This window comes from Streptomyces sp. NPDC127117, from assembly GCF_042677325.1.
Lineage (GTDB): Bacteria > Actinomycetota > Actinomycetes > Streptomycetales > Streptomycetaceae > Streptomyces.
Genome location: NZ_JBHXTM010000054.1, coordinates 35,305 through 52,252 on the forward strand (window position 1 = coordinate 35,305; position 16,948 = coordinate 52,252).

The 16,948-nt window shown below is 72.7% G+C and carries 12 protein-coding genes; 9 read left to right on the forward strand and 3 right to left on the reverse strand.

What is annotated here, in order from left to right; genetic code table 11:
- Window positions 1-30 precede the first annotated feature (30 nt).
- Genes ACFVH0_RS33275 through ACFVH0_RS33310 form a run of 8 tightly spaced genes read left to right on the forward strand, consistent with a single transcriptional unit; the run spans window position 31 to window position 10,807 of the window.
- A complete protein-coding gene (locus ACFVH0_RS33275; RefSeq protein ID WP_385826349.1) occupies window positions 31-795 on the forward strand; it encodes an SDR family NAD(P)-dependent oxidoreductase in 765 nt (254 codons plus the stop codon).
- Complete coding sequence (locus tag ACFVH0_RS33280) at window positions 783-2,573, forward strand: heparinase II/III family protein (RefSeq protein WP_385826351.1); 1,791 nt, start codon at window positions 783-785, stop codon at window positions 2,571-2,573. The genes ACFVH0_RS33275 and ACFVH0_RS33280 overlap by 13 nt, the downstream gene beginning before the upstream one ends.
- Before the next feature lie 3 nt (window positions 2,574-2,576).
- Window positions 2,577-4,562, forward strand: coding sequence for a hypothetical protein (locus ACFVH0_RS33285; protein ID WP_385826352.1), 1,986 nt, complete (start codon window positions 2,577-2,579; stop codon window positions 4,560-4,562).
- Window positions 4,563-4,564: 2 nt separating this feature from the next.
- Window positions 4,565-5,167: a DUF624 domain-containing protein gene (locus ACFVH0_RS33290; RefSeq protein WP_385826354.1), complete on the forward strand. Its 603-nt coding sequence runs from the start codon at window positions 4,565-4,567 to the stop codon at window positions 5,165-5,167.
- Window positions 5,164-6,243 carry a DUF1565 domain-containing protein gene (locus ACFVH0_RS33295; protein ID WP_385826355.1) on the forward strand — a complete coding sequence of 360 codons (1,080 nt, stop codon included), beginning with the start codon at window positions 5,164-5,166 and terminating at the stop codon, window positions 6,241-6,243. The genes ACFVH0_RS33290 and ACFVH0_RS33295 overlap by 4 nt, the downstream gene beginning before the upstream one ends.
- Window positions 6,240-7,391 carry an SGNH/GDSL hydrolase family protein gene (locus ACFVH0_RS33300; RefSeq protein WP_385826357.1) on the forward strand — a complete coding sequence of 384 codons (1,152 nt, stop codon included), beginning with the start codon at window positions 6,240-6,242 and terminating at the stop codon, window positions 7,389-7,391. Before ACFVH0_RS33295 ends, ACFVH0_RS33300 begins: the two co-directional genes overlap by 4 nt.
- 7 nt (window positions 7,392-7,398) lie before the next feature.
- On the forward strand, window positions 7,399-9,828 hold the full coding sequence (locus ACFVH0_RS33305) for a polysaccharide lyase 8 family protein (RefSeq protein WP_385826358.1): 2,430 nt from the start codon (window positions 7,399-7,401) through the stop codon (window positions 9,826-9,828).
- A gap of 4 nt (window positions 9,829-9,832) precedes the next feature.
- Window positions 9,833-10,807 carry an acetylxylan esterase gene (locus ACFVH0_RS33310; RefSeq protein ID WP_385826360.1) on the forward strand — a complete coding sequence of 325 codons (975 nt, stop codon included), beginning with the start codon at window positions 9,833-9,835 and terminating at the stop codon, window positions 10,805-10,807.
- 10 nt (window positions 10,808-10,817) lie between these two features.
- Here the strand turns inward: ACFVH0_RS33310 and ACFVH0_RS33315 are convergent, their stop codons facing one another.
- From ACFVH0_RS33315 to ACFVH0_RS33325, 3 genes are read right to left on the reverse strand one after another with little or no spacing between them, the layout of a single operon-like run.
- Complete coding sequence (locus tag ACFVH0_RS33315) at window positions 10,818-12,362, reverse strand: phytoene desaturase family protein (RefSeq protein WP_385826361.1); 1,545 nt, start codon at window positions 12,360-12,362, stop codon at window positions 10,818-10,820.
- A gap of 52 nt (window positions 12,363-12,414) precedes the next feature.
- Window positions 12,415-14,655: a tetratricopeptide repeat protein gene (locus ACFVH0_RS33320; RefSeq protein WP_385826363.1), complete on the reverse strand. Its 2,241-nt coding sequence runs from the start codon at window positions 14,653-14,655 to the stop codon at window positions 12,415-12,417.
- A gap of 35 nt (window positions 14,656-14,690) precedes the next feature.
- The gene (locus ACFVH0_RS33325) at window positions 14,691-15,578 is read right to left on the reverse strand and encodes an oxygenase MpaB family protein (RefSeq protein ID WP_385826364.1); all 888 of its coding nucleotides are present in this window, start codon (window positions 15,576-15,578) and stop codon (window positions 14,691-14,693) included.
- 134 nt (window positions 15,579-15,712) lie between these two features.
- On the opposite strand from ACFVH0_RS33325, the gene ACFVH0_RS33330 reads away from it, so the two are divergent.
- Window positions 15,713-16,903: a glutamate--cysteine ligase gene (locus ACFVH0_RS33330; protein WP_385826366.1), complete on the forward strand. Its 1,191-nt coding sequence runs from the start codon at window positions 15,713-15,715 to the stop codon at window positions 16,901-16,903.
- Window positions 16,904-16,948: the final 45 nt, after the last annotated feature.

Below are 16,948 nucleotides of genomic sequence, written 5' to 3' on the forward strand. Positions count from 1 at the left end.
AACGGTACTTCCTCGAAAGGTACTTACTCCATGTCTGCTGATCTCAACGGCTCCCGCGCACTGGTGACAGGGGCGGGCCACGGCATCGGCCGCGCCATCGCCGTCGCGCTCGCCGAGGCCGGCGCGGACGTCGCCGTCCACTACAACTCCTCCGCCGACGAGGCCGCGAAGACGGTCTCCGCGATCGAGGCGCTGGGCCGCCGGGCCAAGGCGTTCAAGGCCGATGTCACGGTGACCGGCGACGTGGACCGGCTCGTCGAGGAGGCGACCGGCTTCCTCGGCGGCCTGGACGTCCTGGTCTGCAACGCGGGTCATCTGATCGGCCGGGCCACCATCTCCGAGATGTCCGACGACCACTTCGACCAGGTCATCTCCACCAATCTGACGTCCACGTTCCGCACCGTGCGCGCCGCCATCCCCCACCTGAAGCAGTCGTCGGCCGGCCGCGTCATCACGATGTCCTCGCTGGCCGCGCACAACGGCGGCGGCCCCGGCTCGGTGGCCTATGCGGCGGCCAAGGCCGGTGTCCGCGGCTTCACCAAGGGCCTGGCCAAGGAGCTCGGCGGCACCGGAATCACGGTCAACGCCGTCGCGCCCGGTTTCATCAAGGGCACCGCCTTCCACGACACGTTCACCGCCCCCGAGGCGCAGCAGGCGATGGAGGCCGGTATCCCGGTCGGCCGGGCCGGCACTCCGGAGGACGTCGGCGCCGCGGTCGTCCACCTGGCCCTGCCGTCGTCCGGCTTCCTCACCGCCACCACGGTGGACATCGACGGTGGCGTGTGGCCGCGTTGAGGCGGATCGCCCGGGAGCGGGGCGGCTGGTGGCACGCGTACGTCTGCCCGGCGCACGGCGTGGAGCTCGACCACGGTGATCTGCTCTCCGGGGTGTTCCCCGAGGACGGTGCGCGCTGCGCGTACGGCTGCCGGGTGGACGACAAGGCGGTGCGCGGCGCCTGGCTGGTGCTCTCGCACCAGGCGTGGGCGCGGCACCTGCGGGTGCTCGCCCACCGCAAGGAGCGCGCGGAGTCCGTGTCCCGGCTGGTGGAGTACGCGGGGCTGTACGCCTCGCTGGCCACCGAGCGGCACGGCGAGGCCCAGTCCTGGATGCTGCGCGGCCGGCTCTTCCACCAGGCGCTGACCGACGCCATCTGGGCGGTGAATGTCGGGCACGCCGTGATCACTCTCGCCGAGCAGTCGACCGAGGACCTGGCGCCGGTGCTGCCGCTGCTGGACGCGTTGGAGCAGGCCGCTCTCGACGCCCGGGACGTGCTCACCGGTCAGGGCCATCTCGCCTCCAACTACACCGCGTGGCTCAACGCGGCCGGTGTGGCGGCGAGCCGGGGTGCGGCGGCGGCCCGTGGCCAGGAGTGGGACGGCGCCGGGCGGTGGCTGGAGGGCGAGCACGGGCTGTACGCGCATCTGCGCGTCGCGGTCGCCGACGACGGCTGGGAGTGGGAAGGCAGTACCTACTACCACGGGTTCGTGCTGCGGGCGGCGCTGCTGGCGCTGCGGGGCACCGACCCCAACGCCGTGCCGTCCGACGTGGTGGGTGTGCTGGCCGGGATGACGGATGTGCTGGCGGCGATCGCCACGCCGGGCGGTATCCTGCCGGCGCTGCACGACGGCCCGTGTCTGCGCCACCCGCTCGCCCTGGAGTGGCTCGAACTCGTAGCCCTGGCACAGCAGTTGGTGCCGTCTCCGGCACTGGAATCGGTGGCCGGGCGGGCCCGTGCCGAGCTCGGCACGCAGGACGACGGGCTCGACCGCGAGCTGGACGGCTGGTTCGCCGGACCGCCGCTGCCGCAGCGGCCGGCGCCCGGTCCGGTGACGGTGTTCCCGACCGCCGGGTACGCGGTGCTGCACCATGCGGGCGTCCACGCACTGGTGGACTTCGGTCCGCACGGCGGCTCGCACGGTCATCGCGACAAGTTGTCGCTGTATCTGTACGGCGACACCACTCCGTGGCAGCCCGATCCCGGTCAAGTGCCCTACGCACACGCCGAGTTCCGGGATCTGTACGCGTCGACGGAGGCCCATCCGGCGTTCCGGGTGGACGGCGGCGAACAGGCCGAGTGCACCGGGCGGCTGCTCGGCTCGGACGGTTCGTCCGTCACCGCCGAGGTGACGACCGCGTACGAGGGGGTGCGCGCGGTGCGACGGGTGGTGCTCGGTGACAGCTATCTGGTCGATCTGCTGACGGTGTGTGCCGAGGACGAGCGGCGCCTCACCGCGCAGCTGCGTCCCGGTGTCGCGCTGGACGTCCAGCTCCAGGCATCGGGCGAGGTCCGCACCACCTGGTACGGCGACGAGACCCTGCACGGCTGGCACACCCACACCCCCGGCGCGACCGTGCGTCCGGTCTCCCGGCCGGGCCCGGGTCCGGCCGACGATCCGCAGCGCGTGCGCACCCGGGTCGACTTCACCGCGCAGTCGGACCGGGTCACCTTCGCCTCGGTGTACCAGGCGGCGTCGGCCGGGCCCGCCGTGGCCGACGTACGGCTGGACGGTGACGGAGTGCTGACGGTCTCGCTGACCGACGGCGGCACCGCACGGTTCCGGACGGAGGACTGACCGTTGTTGCTCTCGGCGACCCCGCCGCCCGGCCCGCGCTCCGCGCAGCAGGCGCGGCTGTACGAGGAGGCGGCCCGCCACCGCGGGCTGACCCCGCCGCGTACGCACCCCCTGGCCAGCATCACCTGGCTCGGCCCGGCCGCCTCCAACCCGGCGCTGGCCTACCGGGTGAGCGGCGATCCGGCCCATCTGGCGGAGAGCCTGCGCTGGATCGAGGCCGCGGTGCGGCTGCCGCACTGGGGCAAGGCCCATATGCCGGACCACGATCTGGACGCCGGCTGGCTGCTGCACCACCTCTCGCTCGCCTACCGGTGGATCGGCGACGATCTGCCGGACGGCGTGCGGGCACTGCTGCGGTACAAGCTGCTGCTCCAGGGGCGACGGATGTACGAGTTCGCGGTGGCGAGCGAGGGCCGCTGGTGGTCGTCCTCGTACTGGCAGAACCACAACTGGATCTGTTACGCGGGTCTGGCGACGGCCGGTTATGTGCTGGGCAAGGAGGCGTGGACCGAGCGTGCCAAGGACAACCTCGGCACGGTCCTCGATCTGATGCCGGACGACGGTTCGCATGCCGAGGGGGTCGTGTACTGGCGTTACGGCGTGCCGTTCCTCGCCATACATCTGGATCTCCTCCAGGAGGCGGAGGGCATCGACTGGTGGGGGCGCGGCGGCTTCCTCTCGAACACCTTCCGCTACCGGCTGCACCAGTCGGCTCCCGGCTTCGCGTTCAACGTCGACCACGGCGACTGCCATGACCGGCGCAGCGGACACAGCGCCGGCCTGTACTACCGTCTCGCGGCGCAGTACGGGATTCCTCAGGCGCAGTGGCTGGGCGATCTGGCCTCGGGTGAACTGCTGTGGCAGGAGGCGGCGGAGAGCGGGGTGCGGCCGGGGATCCTGCCGGAGGCGTATCTCGAATACCTCTGGTACGACCCTTCGGTGGCCGGTGCCCGTCCCACCGAGACCAGGGCGTTCTTCCCGGACCTCGGGCTGCTCGCGGCCCGCACCGGATGGGACGACAACGCCACGCTGGTCTCGTTCAAGGCGAGCCCCGGCGGTGGCCACAAGGCGTGGGAGACCTCCGCGAAGCACCGGGCGGAGCTGGGCTGGGAGACCCTCAACCAGGGCCACCACCACCCCGATTCGGGATCGTTCGTGCTGGTTTCGCAGGGTGCTTTCCTCGCCGTCGACGAGGGTTACAGCAACCGCAAGCGGGCCGCGCACCACAATCTGCTCCTGGTGGACGGTCAGGGTTACGCGGACGAGGACCGCTACCACGTCTACAAGGACATCCCGTACGAGCGGCAGGCCCGGCAGCGCGATGTGCTCGCCGGTCCGGACTGCGGCTGGGCGCACGCGACAGCGGAGATCTCCGCGATGTACGACCCCGCGCTCGGGGTGCGGCGGCTGGACCGGACGCTGGTGTTCACCCCGTCGGGACGGCTCGTGCTGCTGGATCTCGCCGAGGCGGACACGGAGCGGGAGTGGACGTTCCTGCTCCAGACCGACCGGCCCACCGAGCCGGGGCCGGACGGCGGCCGGCTGATCCGGTCCGGGGCGGCCTCCGCCCTGGTGCGGCAGTTCGCGCCGCTCGGCGCCCCGGTCGTCTCCGAGGCCACCGAGGTGGAGGCCAATCCGACGTCCAGCACGCCGGAGCTGCGGCTCACCCGCACACTGCACACCCTGAGCACGACAACCGCACCCTCGACGGACGCGCTCTTCCTCACCGCGATCGTCCCGGGCCCGGCACCGGCCCCCGCCGAGCGGGTCGGGTGCACGCAGGGCCAGGGCGTCACGTTCGGCGAGGAGACCGTGCTCCTCTCCCCCGTCGCCCGCAGGATCCGTACCGCCTCGGTGTCGGCGGACGCGGCGGCGGTGCTGCTCGGCGCCGAGGGCTCGGCCCCGTACGTGGTGGCGGCCACCCGGCTGGAGCTGGGCGGCCGGGTGCTGCTCGATGTCCCGGAGCCGTACACAGGAAAGGTCGGCTGATCATGCAGGCAACCCTCTCGTCCGGCTGGCCGACGCTGCTGCGGCGGCTGGAGTTCGTGGCCTACCCGGCGGCTGCCGGGGCCGCCTTCACCGTGCTGTCGCTCGGTGTCGTGACCTGGCTTCCCGCACTCGCCGCGATGGGACACGCCCTCCAGCGGTGGCGGGCGGAGGGTGACAGCCGCTGCTTCACCAACGCCTTCGCCGCATTCCCCCGGTACTGGCGGTCCCTGTGGCGCCACTCTCTGGCGTCCACCGCGGCGGGCATCGTGCTCGCCGCCAACGTCGTCCATCTGCTGGGCCGTCCGGAGCCGTGGACGTTCGTGCTGCTCGCCGCGCAGGTGGGCATCGCGGCCGCCCTCACCATCCACCACGTGGCGCTCGCGGCCGAGGCGGGCCGCACGCCGCACGGAACGGTCCGCACCTGGTCACGCGGTGCGCTGGCTCTCGGCTTCGGGTCGGCGGCCCGTGGCACCGCACTGCTCGGCGCGGTGATCTCCGCCGCGCTGATCTCCCTCGTCGTACCGCTGGGGCCCCTGCTCCTCGGCCCCAGCATCCCCGTACTGCTCGCTCTGTCCTTCGCAGACCCCAGGAGGCACACCCCATGAGCCGTGTACTGCGCACCACCCTCGTCGCCGCGCTCGCCGCCGGCGCGCCGCTCGCCTTCCCCCCGCCGTCCGTCGCCGCCGAGTCCGCCACCGCGTACTACGTGTCGCCGTCCGGCAGCGACTCCAACGCCGGTACGTCGGCGAGCGCCCCGCTCGCCACGATCCAGAAGGCGGTCGATCTGGCGCCGACCGGCGCGGTGGTCAACCTCGCCGCCGGTACGTACAAGCAGGACATCGTGACCAAGCGCGCCGGTGTCACCATCACCGGCCCGGCGAACGCCGTCGTCAAGGGGGCCGGTGACGCCCGGATCATCCAGGTGCAGCACGACTCGACGACGCTCAGCGGCTTCACCGTGGACGGGCTGCACGGGTCGTCCACCGATGTGTCGGGGTACCGCCTCAAGCTCATCTATGTCATGAGCACGACTCCCGGCAACGGGGTGGGCGCTCTGCGTATCACCGGAATGACACTGAAGAACGCCGCCGACGAATGCCTGCGGGTGCGCTATCTGGTGACCGGGGCCGACATCTCCGACAACACGATCACCAACTGCGGGGTCAACGACTTCAAGTTCGGCGGCGGTGGCAAGAACGGCGAGGGCATCTACCTCGGCACCGCCCCGGAACAGCAGGGGGCGAACGGCGCCCCGGACGCGGCCCCCGACATCAGCAGGAACAACCGCATCCATCACAACACCATCGCCACCCAGGGCAACGAGTGCGTCGATGTGAAGGAGAACTCGACCAACAACTACGTCGAGTACAACGACTGCAGCGGTCAGAAGGACTCCAGCTCCGGCGGCCTGGACGCGCGCGGCAGCGGCAACATCTTCCGTTACAACACCATTCACGACAACGTCGGTTCGGGCATCCGGCTCGGCGGTGACACCGCGACCGACGGCGTGAACACCAGTATTTACGGCAACACCATCACCGGTAACGCGGGCGGCGGCATCAAGTTCATGCGCACCCCGCAAGGTCCGGTGTGCACCAACACGATGAGCGACAACACCGGTGGCGACGCGGTCGGCACCTACGGCAGCGAGTACGACCCGACGGGTGCGTGCCCCCAGTGAGCGGGCGAGGACCCGCGAGACGCGGGGTACTGACGGCGGCGGCCGGTCTGGCGGCGGTCGCGGCCGCGGCACCCGGGGCGCAGGCGGCCGAGCGGTCGGGCGCAGGCACGGCCCGGTCGCGCTGGACCACGTCGTGGGCGACCGCGCAGACGGCGCCGACCGCCACGGACACGGTGGCGAGCGCCGGCCTGACCGACGGCACCTGCGTCACCAACGTACGGCTCTCCGCGGGCGGAAACGTCCGGCTGCGCTACGGGCATGCCTTCGGCACCGCCCCGGTCCTCGTCGGCCCGGTGACGGCGGGCGGCCTGCCGGTCACGTTCGGCGGGCAGCGGCAGGCGTGGCTCGCCGCGGGCTCCTCGCTGACCAGCGACGCGGTCGCCGGACTGCGTGCCCCCGAGGCGGCGCGGCTGACGGTGGAGACCAAGCTCCCCGGCCCCACCGGTCCGCTCTCCTTCCACCGCAACACCCATGCCTCGCACTCCGTCGACGGCGAGCGCACCACATCGGTGTTCCTGCTGACGGGCGTCGAGGTCACGGGCGCGCACGGGCCCGTGATCGCGGTGCTGGGCGACTCCATCACGGAAGGCGTCGGCACACCCGACGACGCCGATCTGCGCTGGCCCGACCAGCTGGCCCGGCGTCTCCCCGGCTCGGCCGTCGCCAATCTCGGCATCAGCGGCAACCGGCTGCTGCTGGACGACGCCCGGTTCGGGCCGGGCGGCCAGGCACGCTTCGACCGCGATGTGCTGTCGCTGCCCGGACTGCGCACCGTCCTCGTCCACCTCGGCGTCAACGACCTCCAGCAGCCGCCGAGCCAGACCGATCCGGCGCTCGTCCTGGCCGGGTACCGGCAGCTGGTGCTCCGCGCGCGCAACGCCGGGCTGCGGACGGTCGGCGCGACCATCGCCCCGTTCGGCGGCTGGACCCGCTGGACACCCGAGCTCGAAGCGGTCCGGCAGCGGATCAACGCGGCGGTGCGCACCGGCCGGGTCTTCGACGCCGTCGTCGACTTCGACGCGGCACTGCGCGACGCGGGGAACCCGGCACGGCTGCTGCCCGCGTACGACAGCGGAGACGGACTCCACCCCAATCCTTCCGGTCATGCCGCGCTGGCAGCGGCCGTCGACCGCCGACATCTCCTGTGAGGGCCGCATGACCAACCCAGGCACCACTCCGGGCACCACCCGGCGCACCGTTCTCGCCGGGGCGGCGGCTCTCGGCGCCGCCGCCGCGCTTCCGCTGACGCTCACCGCCGCGGGCCCCGCGCACGCCACGGCGCCGGCCGCCGTCGCCGACGACCCCGCCGCGCTGCGCACCCGCTGGCACACCCTGCTCACCGGTGGCCCCGGCCTCGACCTGGCGGACCCGCAGATCGCCGCGGCCGTGGCCAGGATCGGCAAGGCCGCGACCACCTCGGTCAAGGGTCTCGACCCGGCCCGGACCGACGGGCTGTTCCCCGATCTGACCAGCACCACGCTCTCCAACCATGTGACGACATCGTTCAAACGGCTCGCCACGGTCGCGACCGCGTGGGCCGTCCCCGGCACCCCGCAGTACGGCGACACAGCGCTGCGCGATCTGCTGCTGGCCGGCCTCGACTGGATGCTGACGAACCGCTACGGCGCCGACCACACCCGGTTCGACAACGACTGGGACTGGGAGATCGGCTCCGCGCTCGCTCTCAACGACGCCTCCGTGCTGCTGTACGACGTGCTCGGGACCGAGCGGCTCGGCCGGATCACCGCGGCCGTGCGGCACTACACCCCCGACCCGAACCTCTGGCGGGCCGACCGGCAGATCGCCACCGGCGCCAACCGGGTCTGGATCTCCACCGTGGTCGCCGTCAACGCGGTGCTCACCGGGACCGGCGGCGATCTGGCCCGGGTCCGTGACGCTCTTTCGGACGTCGAGGGTTCGGGCGCCAACAGCGTCCTCGCCTTCAACGACGCGAGCGCCGCGGCGGAGGGCACCGGCGAGGGCTTCTACTCCGACGGTTCGTTCCTCCAGCACTACAAGCACCCGTACAACGGCGGGTACGGCAAGGAGCTGCTGAACAACCTGTCCCGGCTGCTGAACCTTCTCGCCGGGACCGAGTGGGCGGTCACCGACCCCGACCTCGACAACATCCGCGGCTGGGTCGACGACGGCTTCGACCCGCTGCTGGTGCGCGGCGACGTGATGGCCTCGGTGTGCGGGCGCGAGATCGCCCGCCCCAGCAAGCAGGGCCACGTGTCGGCGCAGACGGTCATCGAGGCGGTGGTGCGGCTGATCCCGAGCTTCCCCGGCGAGACGGCCGACCGGTTCACCTCCCTGGTCAAGCAGTGGATCGCCGAGGACACCTACCGGGACTTCCTGGCCGTCACCGACCTGGCGTCGCTGGTCGCCGCCCGGCAGGTCATCGCCTCCCCGGTGCCGGCGCGGGGGCCGCTGGTCGCGCACAAACAGCACCCGCGGATGGACAAGGCGGCCCACCACCGGCCGTCGTTCGCGCTCGGCATCTCCGCGTACTCGTCCCGGATCTACAACTACGAGTCGATCCAGAACGAGAACCTGCACGCCTGGCACCTCTCCGACGGCATGGTCCTGCTCTACACCGACGACCTCGGCCACTACAGCGAGGACTACTGGCCGACCGTGGATCCGGCCCGGCTGCCGGGCACCACCGTCATCGCGGGCCGCCCGGCGGACGCGGCGGGGCAGCGCACCACCAGTACGGCCGACTGGACGGGCGGCACCTCGCTGCCCGGCACCACGCTCGGTGCGTACGGCATGGAGCTGCGGGCGTACGGCAGTTCGCTGCACGGGCTGAAGAGCTGGTTCTGCCTGGACGACGTGATCGCCTGCGTCGGCTCGGGCATCGGCGCCGACGCGGGCACGGCCGAGACGGTCGTGGAGAACCGGAAGCTCCGCGACCCGAAGGCGGCCCTGCTGGTCAACGGCACGGCGGCGCCCACGGACGCCGGCTGGTCGGCCCGGCTCGACGAGGTCCGGTGGCTGCACGTGGCCGGGACCGGCGGCTATGTCTTCCCCGAGCCCGTCACGCTCCGGGGCCTGCGCGAGGAACGCACGGCGACCTGGCGCGAGATCAACCTCAAGTACGGCACGGACACATCGGTCACCCGGCCGTATCTGACGCTGTGGCAGGACCACGGCGCCGCACCGAGCGGGGCCGGCTACTACTGGCTCCAGGCCCCGGCCGCCTCGGCCGAGCGGACCGAGCAGTGGTCGGCCGCACCGCCGGTGAAGCTGATCGCCCGTTCCACCGCCGTGCACGCGGTGCAGCGCTGCGCGGACGGGCTGGTCGCCGCGAACTTCTGGACCGCCGGGACCGTGCGTGACCTGACCTCGGACGGCCCCGCCTCGGTGCTGGTGCGCCCGGACGGGAAGACGGTGAAGGTGTCGTTGTCCGATCCGACCCAGCTGCGGACCTCGGTCGTGCTGGACCTGGCGCAGCGCGGACTGAGCGTCGTCTCCGCCGATCCCGGCGTGAGCGCCCGGTCCACCGGCGACGGCATCCGCATCACCGCCGACACCGCCGGACGCCACGGCGCAACCCTCAACCTCACCCTGAAGAGGAGCTAGACCCTTGCTGTTCGACATGCCTCTGGACCGGCTGCGCGACTACCGGCCGGAGCCGGAGGAGCCGGCCGACTTCGACGCCTTCTGGGAGAAGACGCTCACCGAGACGGCCCGCCACGACCTGGACGCCGAGTTCGTCCCGTACGACGCCGGGTTCGCGACCGTCGATGTGTTCGACGTGACGTTCCGCGGCTGGGGCGGGCAGCCGGTGAAGGCGTGGCTGCTGCTGCCGAAGGGGCGTTCCGGCCCGCTGCCCGCCGTGGTGCAGTACATCGGCTACAACGGCGGCCGGGGCATCCCGTACTCCTGGCTGACCTGGAGCGCGCTCGGGTACGCCCATCTGGTGATGGACAACCGGGGCCAGGGCGGCGGCGGCAAGAACACCGCCGACACCCCGGACATCGGCCCGGACGGGCACGGCTCCTCCTCGCCCGGCTTCCTCACCCGCGGGATCGAGGACCCCTACCGCCACTACTACCGGCGGCTGATCACGGACGCGGTGCGGGCGGTGGACGCGGCGAAGGCCCACGAGGGGGTGGACGCCTCCCGGGTTGCGGTGCTCGGCGGCAGCCAGGGCGGCGGCCTGGCGCTGGCCGTCGCCGGGCTGCGGGACGACATCGTGGCCGCCGTCGCCGATGTGCCGTTCCTCTGCCACTACCGGCGCGCCTCGCAGATCACGGACGCCGGACCGTACGCGGAGATCGCCCGCTGGCTGTCCGGGCACCGCTTCCGGATCGACGAGGCGATGGAGACGCTGTCCTACTTCGACGGGGTCAACTTCGCGGCACGGGCAACCGCCCCGGCGTGGTTCTCGGTCGGCCTGATGGACAAGATCTGCCCGTCGTCCACGGTGTTCGCCGCCTACCACCGCTACGCCGGCCCGGCGCAGATCGAGGTGTTCACGTACAACGGGCACGAGGGCGGCGCCGAGTACGACCTGCCGCGCAAGCTCGGCGCGCTGCGGGGCGTGTTCGGCGGGTAGCGCACCACGGTCACCGGCCCAGCGCCGCCATCGCGGCGTTGTGGCCGGGCACCCCGCTGACCCCGCCGCCGCGCACCGCACCGGCCCCGCACAGCAGCACATTGGCGTGCGCCGTCTCCACCCCCCACCGGCCGGTGGACTCCGTGGCGTACGGGAAGGCGAGGTCGCGGTGGAAGATGTGGCCGCCGGGCAGCCGCAGGTCCCGCTCCAGGTCGAGCGGGGTCTTCGCCTCGATGCACGGCTCCCCGTTCTCGTCGCGGGCCAGGCAGTCGGTGACCGGCTCTTCCAGGTGTGCGTCGAGTTCGGCGAGCGTCGTGGCCAGCAGTTCGGTGCGGGTCGCCGCGTTGTCGGCGGCGAAGAGCCGGGCGGGGGTGTGCAGACCGAAGAGGGTGAGGGTCTGGTAGCCGCGGGCGGCGAGACCGGGGCCGAGGATCGAGGGGTCGGTCAGCGAGTGGCAGTAGATCTCGGACGGCGGGGCGGCGGGCAGCCGCCCCGCCGCCGCGTCCCGGTAGGCCTCGGCGAGCTGCCCGTAACCCTCGGCGATGTGGAACGTCCCGGCGAAGGCCTCGCGCGGGTCGACGGAGCGGTCGCGGAGCCGGGGCAGCCGGGTGAGCAGCATGTTCACCTTCAGCTGCGCGCCCTCGGCCGGGGTGGGCGGTTCGTCCCCGAGGAGGGCGGCGAGCGCCTGCGGCGAGGCGTTGACCAGGACCTTGCGGGCCGCGACGACGTGCTCGGAGTCCGGTGAGCGGACGGTGATCTCGGCGCGTGTGCCGTCGGTCTCGATCCGGGTCGCCTCGTGCCGGACCCGGATCTCTGCCCCGGCCTCCCGGGCGGCCCGCGCCAGGGCGTCGGTGAGCGCGCCCATCCCGCCGACGGGGACGTCCCAGTCGCCGGTCGCACCGCCGATGACGTGGTAGAGGAAGCAGCGGTTCTGGAGCAGCGAGGGATCGTGGGCGTCGGCGAAAGTGCCGATCAGGGCGTCGGTGAGGACGACTCCGCGCACCAGGTCATCGGCGAAGTTCTGCTCGACGGCGACGCCGATGGGCTCCTCGAAGAGCGTCCGCCAGGCCTGTGGGTCGTCGATCCGCCCGCGCAGCGCGTCGCGGCCGGGCAGTGGCTCGGTGAGCGTCGGGAAGACGCGTTCGGCGACGTGCCGGGTCATGCCGTAGAAACGCTCCCACGCCCGGTACTCGCGGTCGGATCCGGTGAGCGCGGCGAAGGAGTCCCGGGTGCCCTTCCCCCCGACGAGCAGTCCGGTGGCGCGGCCACCGCGCACGGTTGGGGTGTACGAGGAGACGGTCCGCTTCCGCACGGCGAAGTCCAGTCCGAGATCGCGGACGATCTTTTGCGGGAGCAGGGACACCAGGTACGAGTAGCGCGACAGGCGGGCGTCGACCCCGTCGAAGGGGCGGGTCGAGACGGCTGCTCCCCCGGTGGTGGCCAAGCGCTCCAGGACCAGGACGGACTGTCCGGCACGGGCGAGATAGGCGGCGGCGACCAGACCGTTGTGGCCGCCGCCCACGATCACTGCGTCATAGCTGTCGGGTGCGGGCATGACCCTTCGTAGCACGGCGCGCTCACCGCTGGCCAGAGGCCGTGATGCCCGGTCAGTGCGGTGACTGCTGCCCGCTGCGCAACGCCGCGACCTGCCGGTACAGCTCCACGGCCTCCGTGCCCCGGCCGAGCTGCTCCAGGCAGTGCGCCTCGTCGTTGCGGGCGGCGAGGGCGTCGGGGTGGTCGGCGCCGAGCAGCCGGTCACGGGCCGCGGCGACCGTGCGGTAGACGGTGAGGGCGTCGGCCCAGCGGCCGAGCCAGCCGAGGCCGACGGCGACCTCCCGGCGGCTGACGAGGGTGTCGGCGTGGTCGGGGCCCAGGACTCGTTCGCGGATCGCGCACACGTCGCGCGCTTCGGCGAGCGCCTCCTCCCAGCGGGCGAGGCGCCCCAGGTTGACGCCGAGGCCGTGGCGGGCGCGGAGCGTCTCGGGGTCGGCGGCGCCGCTCACCCTGGTCCGGTCCGCCACGAGGGCGCGGTACAGCTCCAGGGCCTCCGCGCTGCGGCCGAGACGGCCGAGGCTGATGCCGACCTCGTAGCGGGCGGAGAGCGTGTCGGGGTGGTCGGCGCCGAGCGATCGCGACCGGGCCTGGGCGACTTCCCGGTACGCCTGCAGGGCCTCCGTCCAGCGCCCCAGCCGGCCCAGGGTGTACGCCACCTCGTAGAGCGTGACCAGGGTGTCGGGATGGTCGGCGCCGAGCAGCCGGCTGCGGGCCGACGCGACGTCCCTGGCCATCCGGTACGAGTCCTCCAGACGGCCGAGCCTGCTGAGGTTGAAGGCGAGGTTGTGACGGCAGCGCAGGGTGTCGGGGTGGTCGGGGCCCATCGACCGTTCGCGGGAGGCGAGCACCGCCACGTACACCTGATGGGCCTCGAAGTGCCGGCCGAGCCGGCCCAGCACGTACGCCGTCTCCTGGCGGGCCGCCAGGGTCTCCGGGTGGTCGGGGCCCAGGGTGCGATCGCGGCCCCGGGCGACGCGGTCGAACTCCCGCAGGGCGTCCGAGGCGCGTCCGGTGCGGCTGAGGGTGAAGCCGATCTCGTACCGGCTGGCGAGCGTGTCGGGGTGGTCGGGGCCGAGGGCGTGCTCCCGCTCGGCGGCGACCGCGCGGTGCACTTCGCCGGCCTCTTCCCAGTGGCCGAGGCGGCCCAGGTTGAGACCCGCGCTGTGCCGGCTGGCCAGGACCGACAGCAGTTCCGGCGACGGGGTGGGGCGCTCGGTCCTGAGCGGCAGTTCACCGGGGAGGCTGCGGGGATCGGTGCCGGTGGTCCACTCGCCGGTGAGTCCGGCCCAGTGCTCGGGCGGGGCGAGCCGGGGGTGGGTGCCGGTCGCCCTGAGACCGGTGGTCATGCCGCGCGTCCAGGCCGGCAGCTGCTGTCCCGGGAGTACGACGGGAACGGGCGGTGCGAGCGGTACCTGCCCGGTGAGCGGCAGATGCGGCTGTTCGCCGGTACGGCCGACGGCGATCCGCTGCCGGAGGTCGCCCGCGTCGACGGGGCGCTCCTCGGGGGTCTTGGCCAGCAGTTCCAGTACGACGCGGTCGAAGAAGCCCGGCAGTTCGGCCCGGTGGGTGCGCAGCGGCCGGGGCTGGGTGTCGCGGTGCCCGACCAGGACGGCCCAGGCGTCGTCGAGGTCGAACGGCGGGGCTCCGGTGGCGATCTCGTACAGCACGCAGCCCAGGGAGTAGAGGTCGCTGCGGTGGTCGATCTGGCCGCCGCTGATCTGCTCGGGCGACATGTAGTGCGGGGTGCCCATGGCGATGCCGGTGCCGGTGAGGCGGGAGGTGAAGCCGATGTCGTGGCCGAGCCGGGCGATGCCGAAGTCACAGATCTTCACCGTGCCGTCGGCCAGCCGCATGATGTTGGCCGGCTTGAGGTCGCGGTGCACGATGCCCTGCTGGTGGGTGTAGCCGAGCGCGTCGGCGACCTGTTCGGCGATGTCGACGACGTCGGGCACCGGCAGCGGGTGCTGTTTGTTGTCCTCCAGGAGCTGGCTGAGGTTGCGCCCGTCGAGGAGTTCCATGACCAGGTAGAGGACGCCCTCGTGCTCGCCGAAGTCGTGGACGACGGTGACGCCCCGGTGCTGGAGCGCGGCGGCGACCCGGGCCTCGCGGCGGAAGCGTTCGCGCAGGACGCGGGTGAAGGACTGGTCGTGCTGGGGCCCCATCGGCTTCAGGCATTTGACGGCGACATGGCGGCCGAGCGACTCGTCGCGGGCACGCCACACCTCGCCCATGCCTCCCCGCCCGATCAGATCGAGCAGTCGGTACCGGCTCTGGATCAGCCTGGTGTCCGCCATCGCCTGCTGTCGCCCCCGTTTGTTCCGCCTGCTGTCTACTGCTGCGCCCTCCCCGGCCCGTCCAGTATGGCGGCCCTGCTGCGCAGTTTGTACGGGGTGGGGCGGCTGCCGGGACCGAGCCGGGCCATCGCGTTCGGAATGTGACCGGGCGGGAGTTGCCAGCGGAGCCGGGCGGGGACGCAGCGCAGCACGGTTCCGGCGGTGCGCAGGCGGCGGTCGACGGTGTGCACCGGTGCGACGGGTCTGCCGTAGAGCTCATGGGCGTACGGGGGCAGTGACTGGTAGGCGAGTGCCGCAACGCGCCGCCACAGCAGGGCCCGCGCCGGCACGAGCAGCGGGTGGACGGGGGGCCGGCGCAGGAAGTCGTCGACGTCCAGCGCCTCCGCGGACGCGGCGAGCCGGGGCCGCACGCTCTCGAAGTAGGCGGCGAGCTGTTCGGTGGTGGCCGGCACGTCCGCGGGGTCGAGGCCGACCAGGCGGGCACTGTGGCGGTGCTCGTCGATGTAACGGTCGGCCTGGGCGGCGGTGAGCGGGAAGCCGGAGCGGCGCTCGACCTGGAGGTAGGAGTCCACCTCCGCGCAGTGCACCCACAGCAGCAGTCCGGGCTCGTCGATGCCGTAGCTCTCCCCGGTCTGCGGGTCGGTGGCCTTGATGAGCCGGTGGATCCTGCGGACCCGGGTGCCGGCCTTCTCGGCGGCCTCGGTGGTGCCGTAGGTGATCGTGCCGACGAAGCCGGCCGTGCGCATCAGCCGTCCCCAGGCGTCCCTGCGGAAGTCGGAGTTCTGCGTGACGCCGCGCACGGCGCGCGGGTGCAGCGCCTGGAGGTAGAGCGCCCTGACTCCGGCGATCCACATCATCGGGTCGCCGTGCAGCTGCCAGGTCACGGATTCGGGCCCGAAGAGCCCCGGGTCGGCGTCCACCATGCTGTGCGTACCTCCCGCCGGGCGACGTACGTACGCGAAGGATACGTGCGGGCACCGGCATCTCCCAGGGGTTCGCGCGGGGGTGCCCGGAGGGCCCGTTGCGGTGCACGTATGTACCTCCTAGGGTGACCTCCATGGCCGATACGAGCGGATTACTCCTTTCCGTACCGCTCATGGGCGTGGAGGAGGAGCACTTTCTCGTCGATCCCCGCACTCGCGAAGTCGTCCCGTACGGGGACGAGGTGGCGACGAAGGCCGCGGAGGAGCTGGGCGATCTGGTCTCCCGGGAGCTGGGCCGGTACCAGGTCGAGACGAAGACACCGCCGTGCGGCACCTTCGAGGAACTGCACGGGCAGTTGCGGCACCTGCGGACGGTGGTCGCAGGCGCCGCGGAGTCACTGGGGGCCCGTACGGCCGCGGTCGGCACGGTCCCGTTCGGCGCCCCGGTCCCGATGCCGGTCACCGACGACCCCCGCTGCGCGAAGCAGCTGCGGGACTACCGGGGTCTGGTCGACGAGCACGTCATCTGCGCCGCCCATGTACATGTGAGCGTCCCGGACCGGGACCGCGCGGTGCTGGTGAGCAACCATCTGCGTCCCTGGCTGCCGCATCTGATCGCGCTGTCGGCGAACTCGCCGTTCTTCTGCGGGCGTGACACGGGCTACGCCAGCTGGCGCCACACGATGTGGCAGCGGTGGCCGGTGTCCGGGCCGCCGCCGTACTTCTCCTCCTACGACGCGTACGAGCGCCTCCTGGCGGCGCTGACCGACAGCGGCACGCTGCCGGACCGCCGCACGCTCTTCTGGGACATCCGGCCCTCCTCCCGCTATCCGACCATTGAGGTGCGGGCGGCCGACGTTCCCGTGACGGCCGAGGAGAGCGCCCTGCTGGCCGTGCTGGTACGGGCGCTGACCCTCACCGCCCTGCGCGCCGTCGAGCAGGGCGACCCCGGCCCCGAACTCTCCGCCGAGCTGCTGCGGGCGGCCTGCTGGCGGGCGGCGCGCGACGGGCTGCGCGGCGAGCGCATGGATCCGCGCACGGGGCGGCTGTCACCGGCGGACGGCCTGGTGCCGTCCCTGTTGCACCACATCGGCCCGGCGCTGGAGGAGACCGGCGACCGGGAGACCGTCGTCGCGCTGCTCCGGCGGCTGACCGCCTGCGGGACCGGCGCCGACCGGCAGCGCGCCGTACATGCCCGCCGCGGTTCGCTCCCCGACGTCGTGGACGCCCTGGTGGCGTGCTCCCCGGCCGTGGGGGGGGGGGGGGCCCGGGGGGCCGCCCCGCGGGGGGGGGGGGGGGGGGCCCCCGCGGCGGGGGAGGTATAAGAACCAACCACACCCACAGACCGGCGGGCAGCGGGGGGGGGGGTC

Excerpts from the sequence above, each read along its gene's own strand:
- ACFVH0_RS33315 (WP_385826361.1), bottom strand. The coding sequence starts at position 12,362 with ATGCCCGCACCCGACAGCTATGACGCAGTGATCGTGGGCGGCGGCCAC.
- ACFVH0_RS33330 (WP_385826366.1), top strand. The coding sequence starts at position 15,713 with ATGGCCGATACGAGCGGATTACTCCTTTCCGTACCGCTCATGGGCGTG.
- ACFVH0_RS33325 (WP_385826364.1), bottom strand. The coding sequence starts at position 15,578 with ATGGTGGACGCCGACCCGGGGCTCTTCGGGCCCGAATCCGTGACCTGG.
- ACFVH0_RS33290 (WP_385826354.1), top strand. The coding sequence starts at position 4,565 with ATGCAGGCAACCCTCTCGTCCGGCTGGCCGACGCTGCTGCGGCGGCTG.
- ACFVH0_RS33320 (WP_385826363.1), bottom strand. The coding sequence starts at position 14,655 with ATGGCGGACACCAGGCTGATCCAGAGCCGGTACCGACTGCTCGATCTG.
- ACFVH0_RS33295 (WP_385826355.1), top strand. The coding sequence starts at position 5,164 with ATGAGCCGTGTACTGCGCACCACCCTCGTCGCCGCGCTCGCCGCCGGC.
- ACFVH0_RS33305 (WP_385826358.1), top strand. The coding sequence starts at position 7,399 with ATGACCAACCCAGGCACCACTCCGGGCACCACCCGGCGCACCGTTCTC.
- ACFVH0_RS33275 (WP_385826349.1), top strand. The coding sequence starts at position 31 with ATGTCTGCTGATCTCAACGGCTCCCGCGCACTGGTGACAGGGGCGGGC.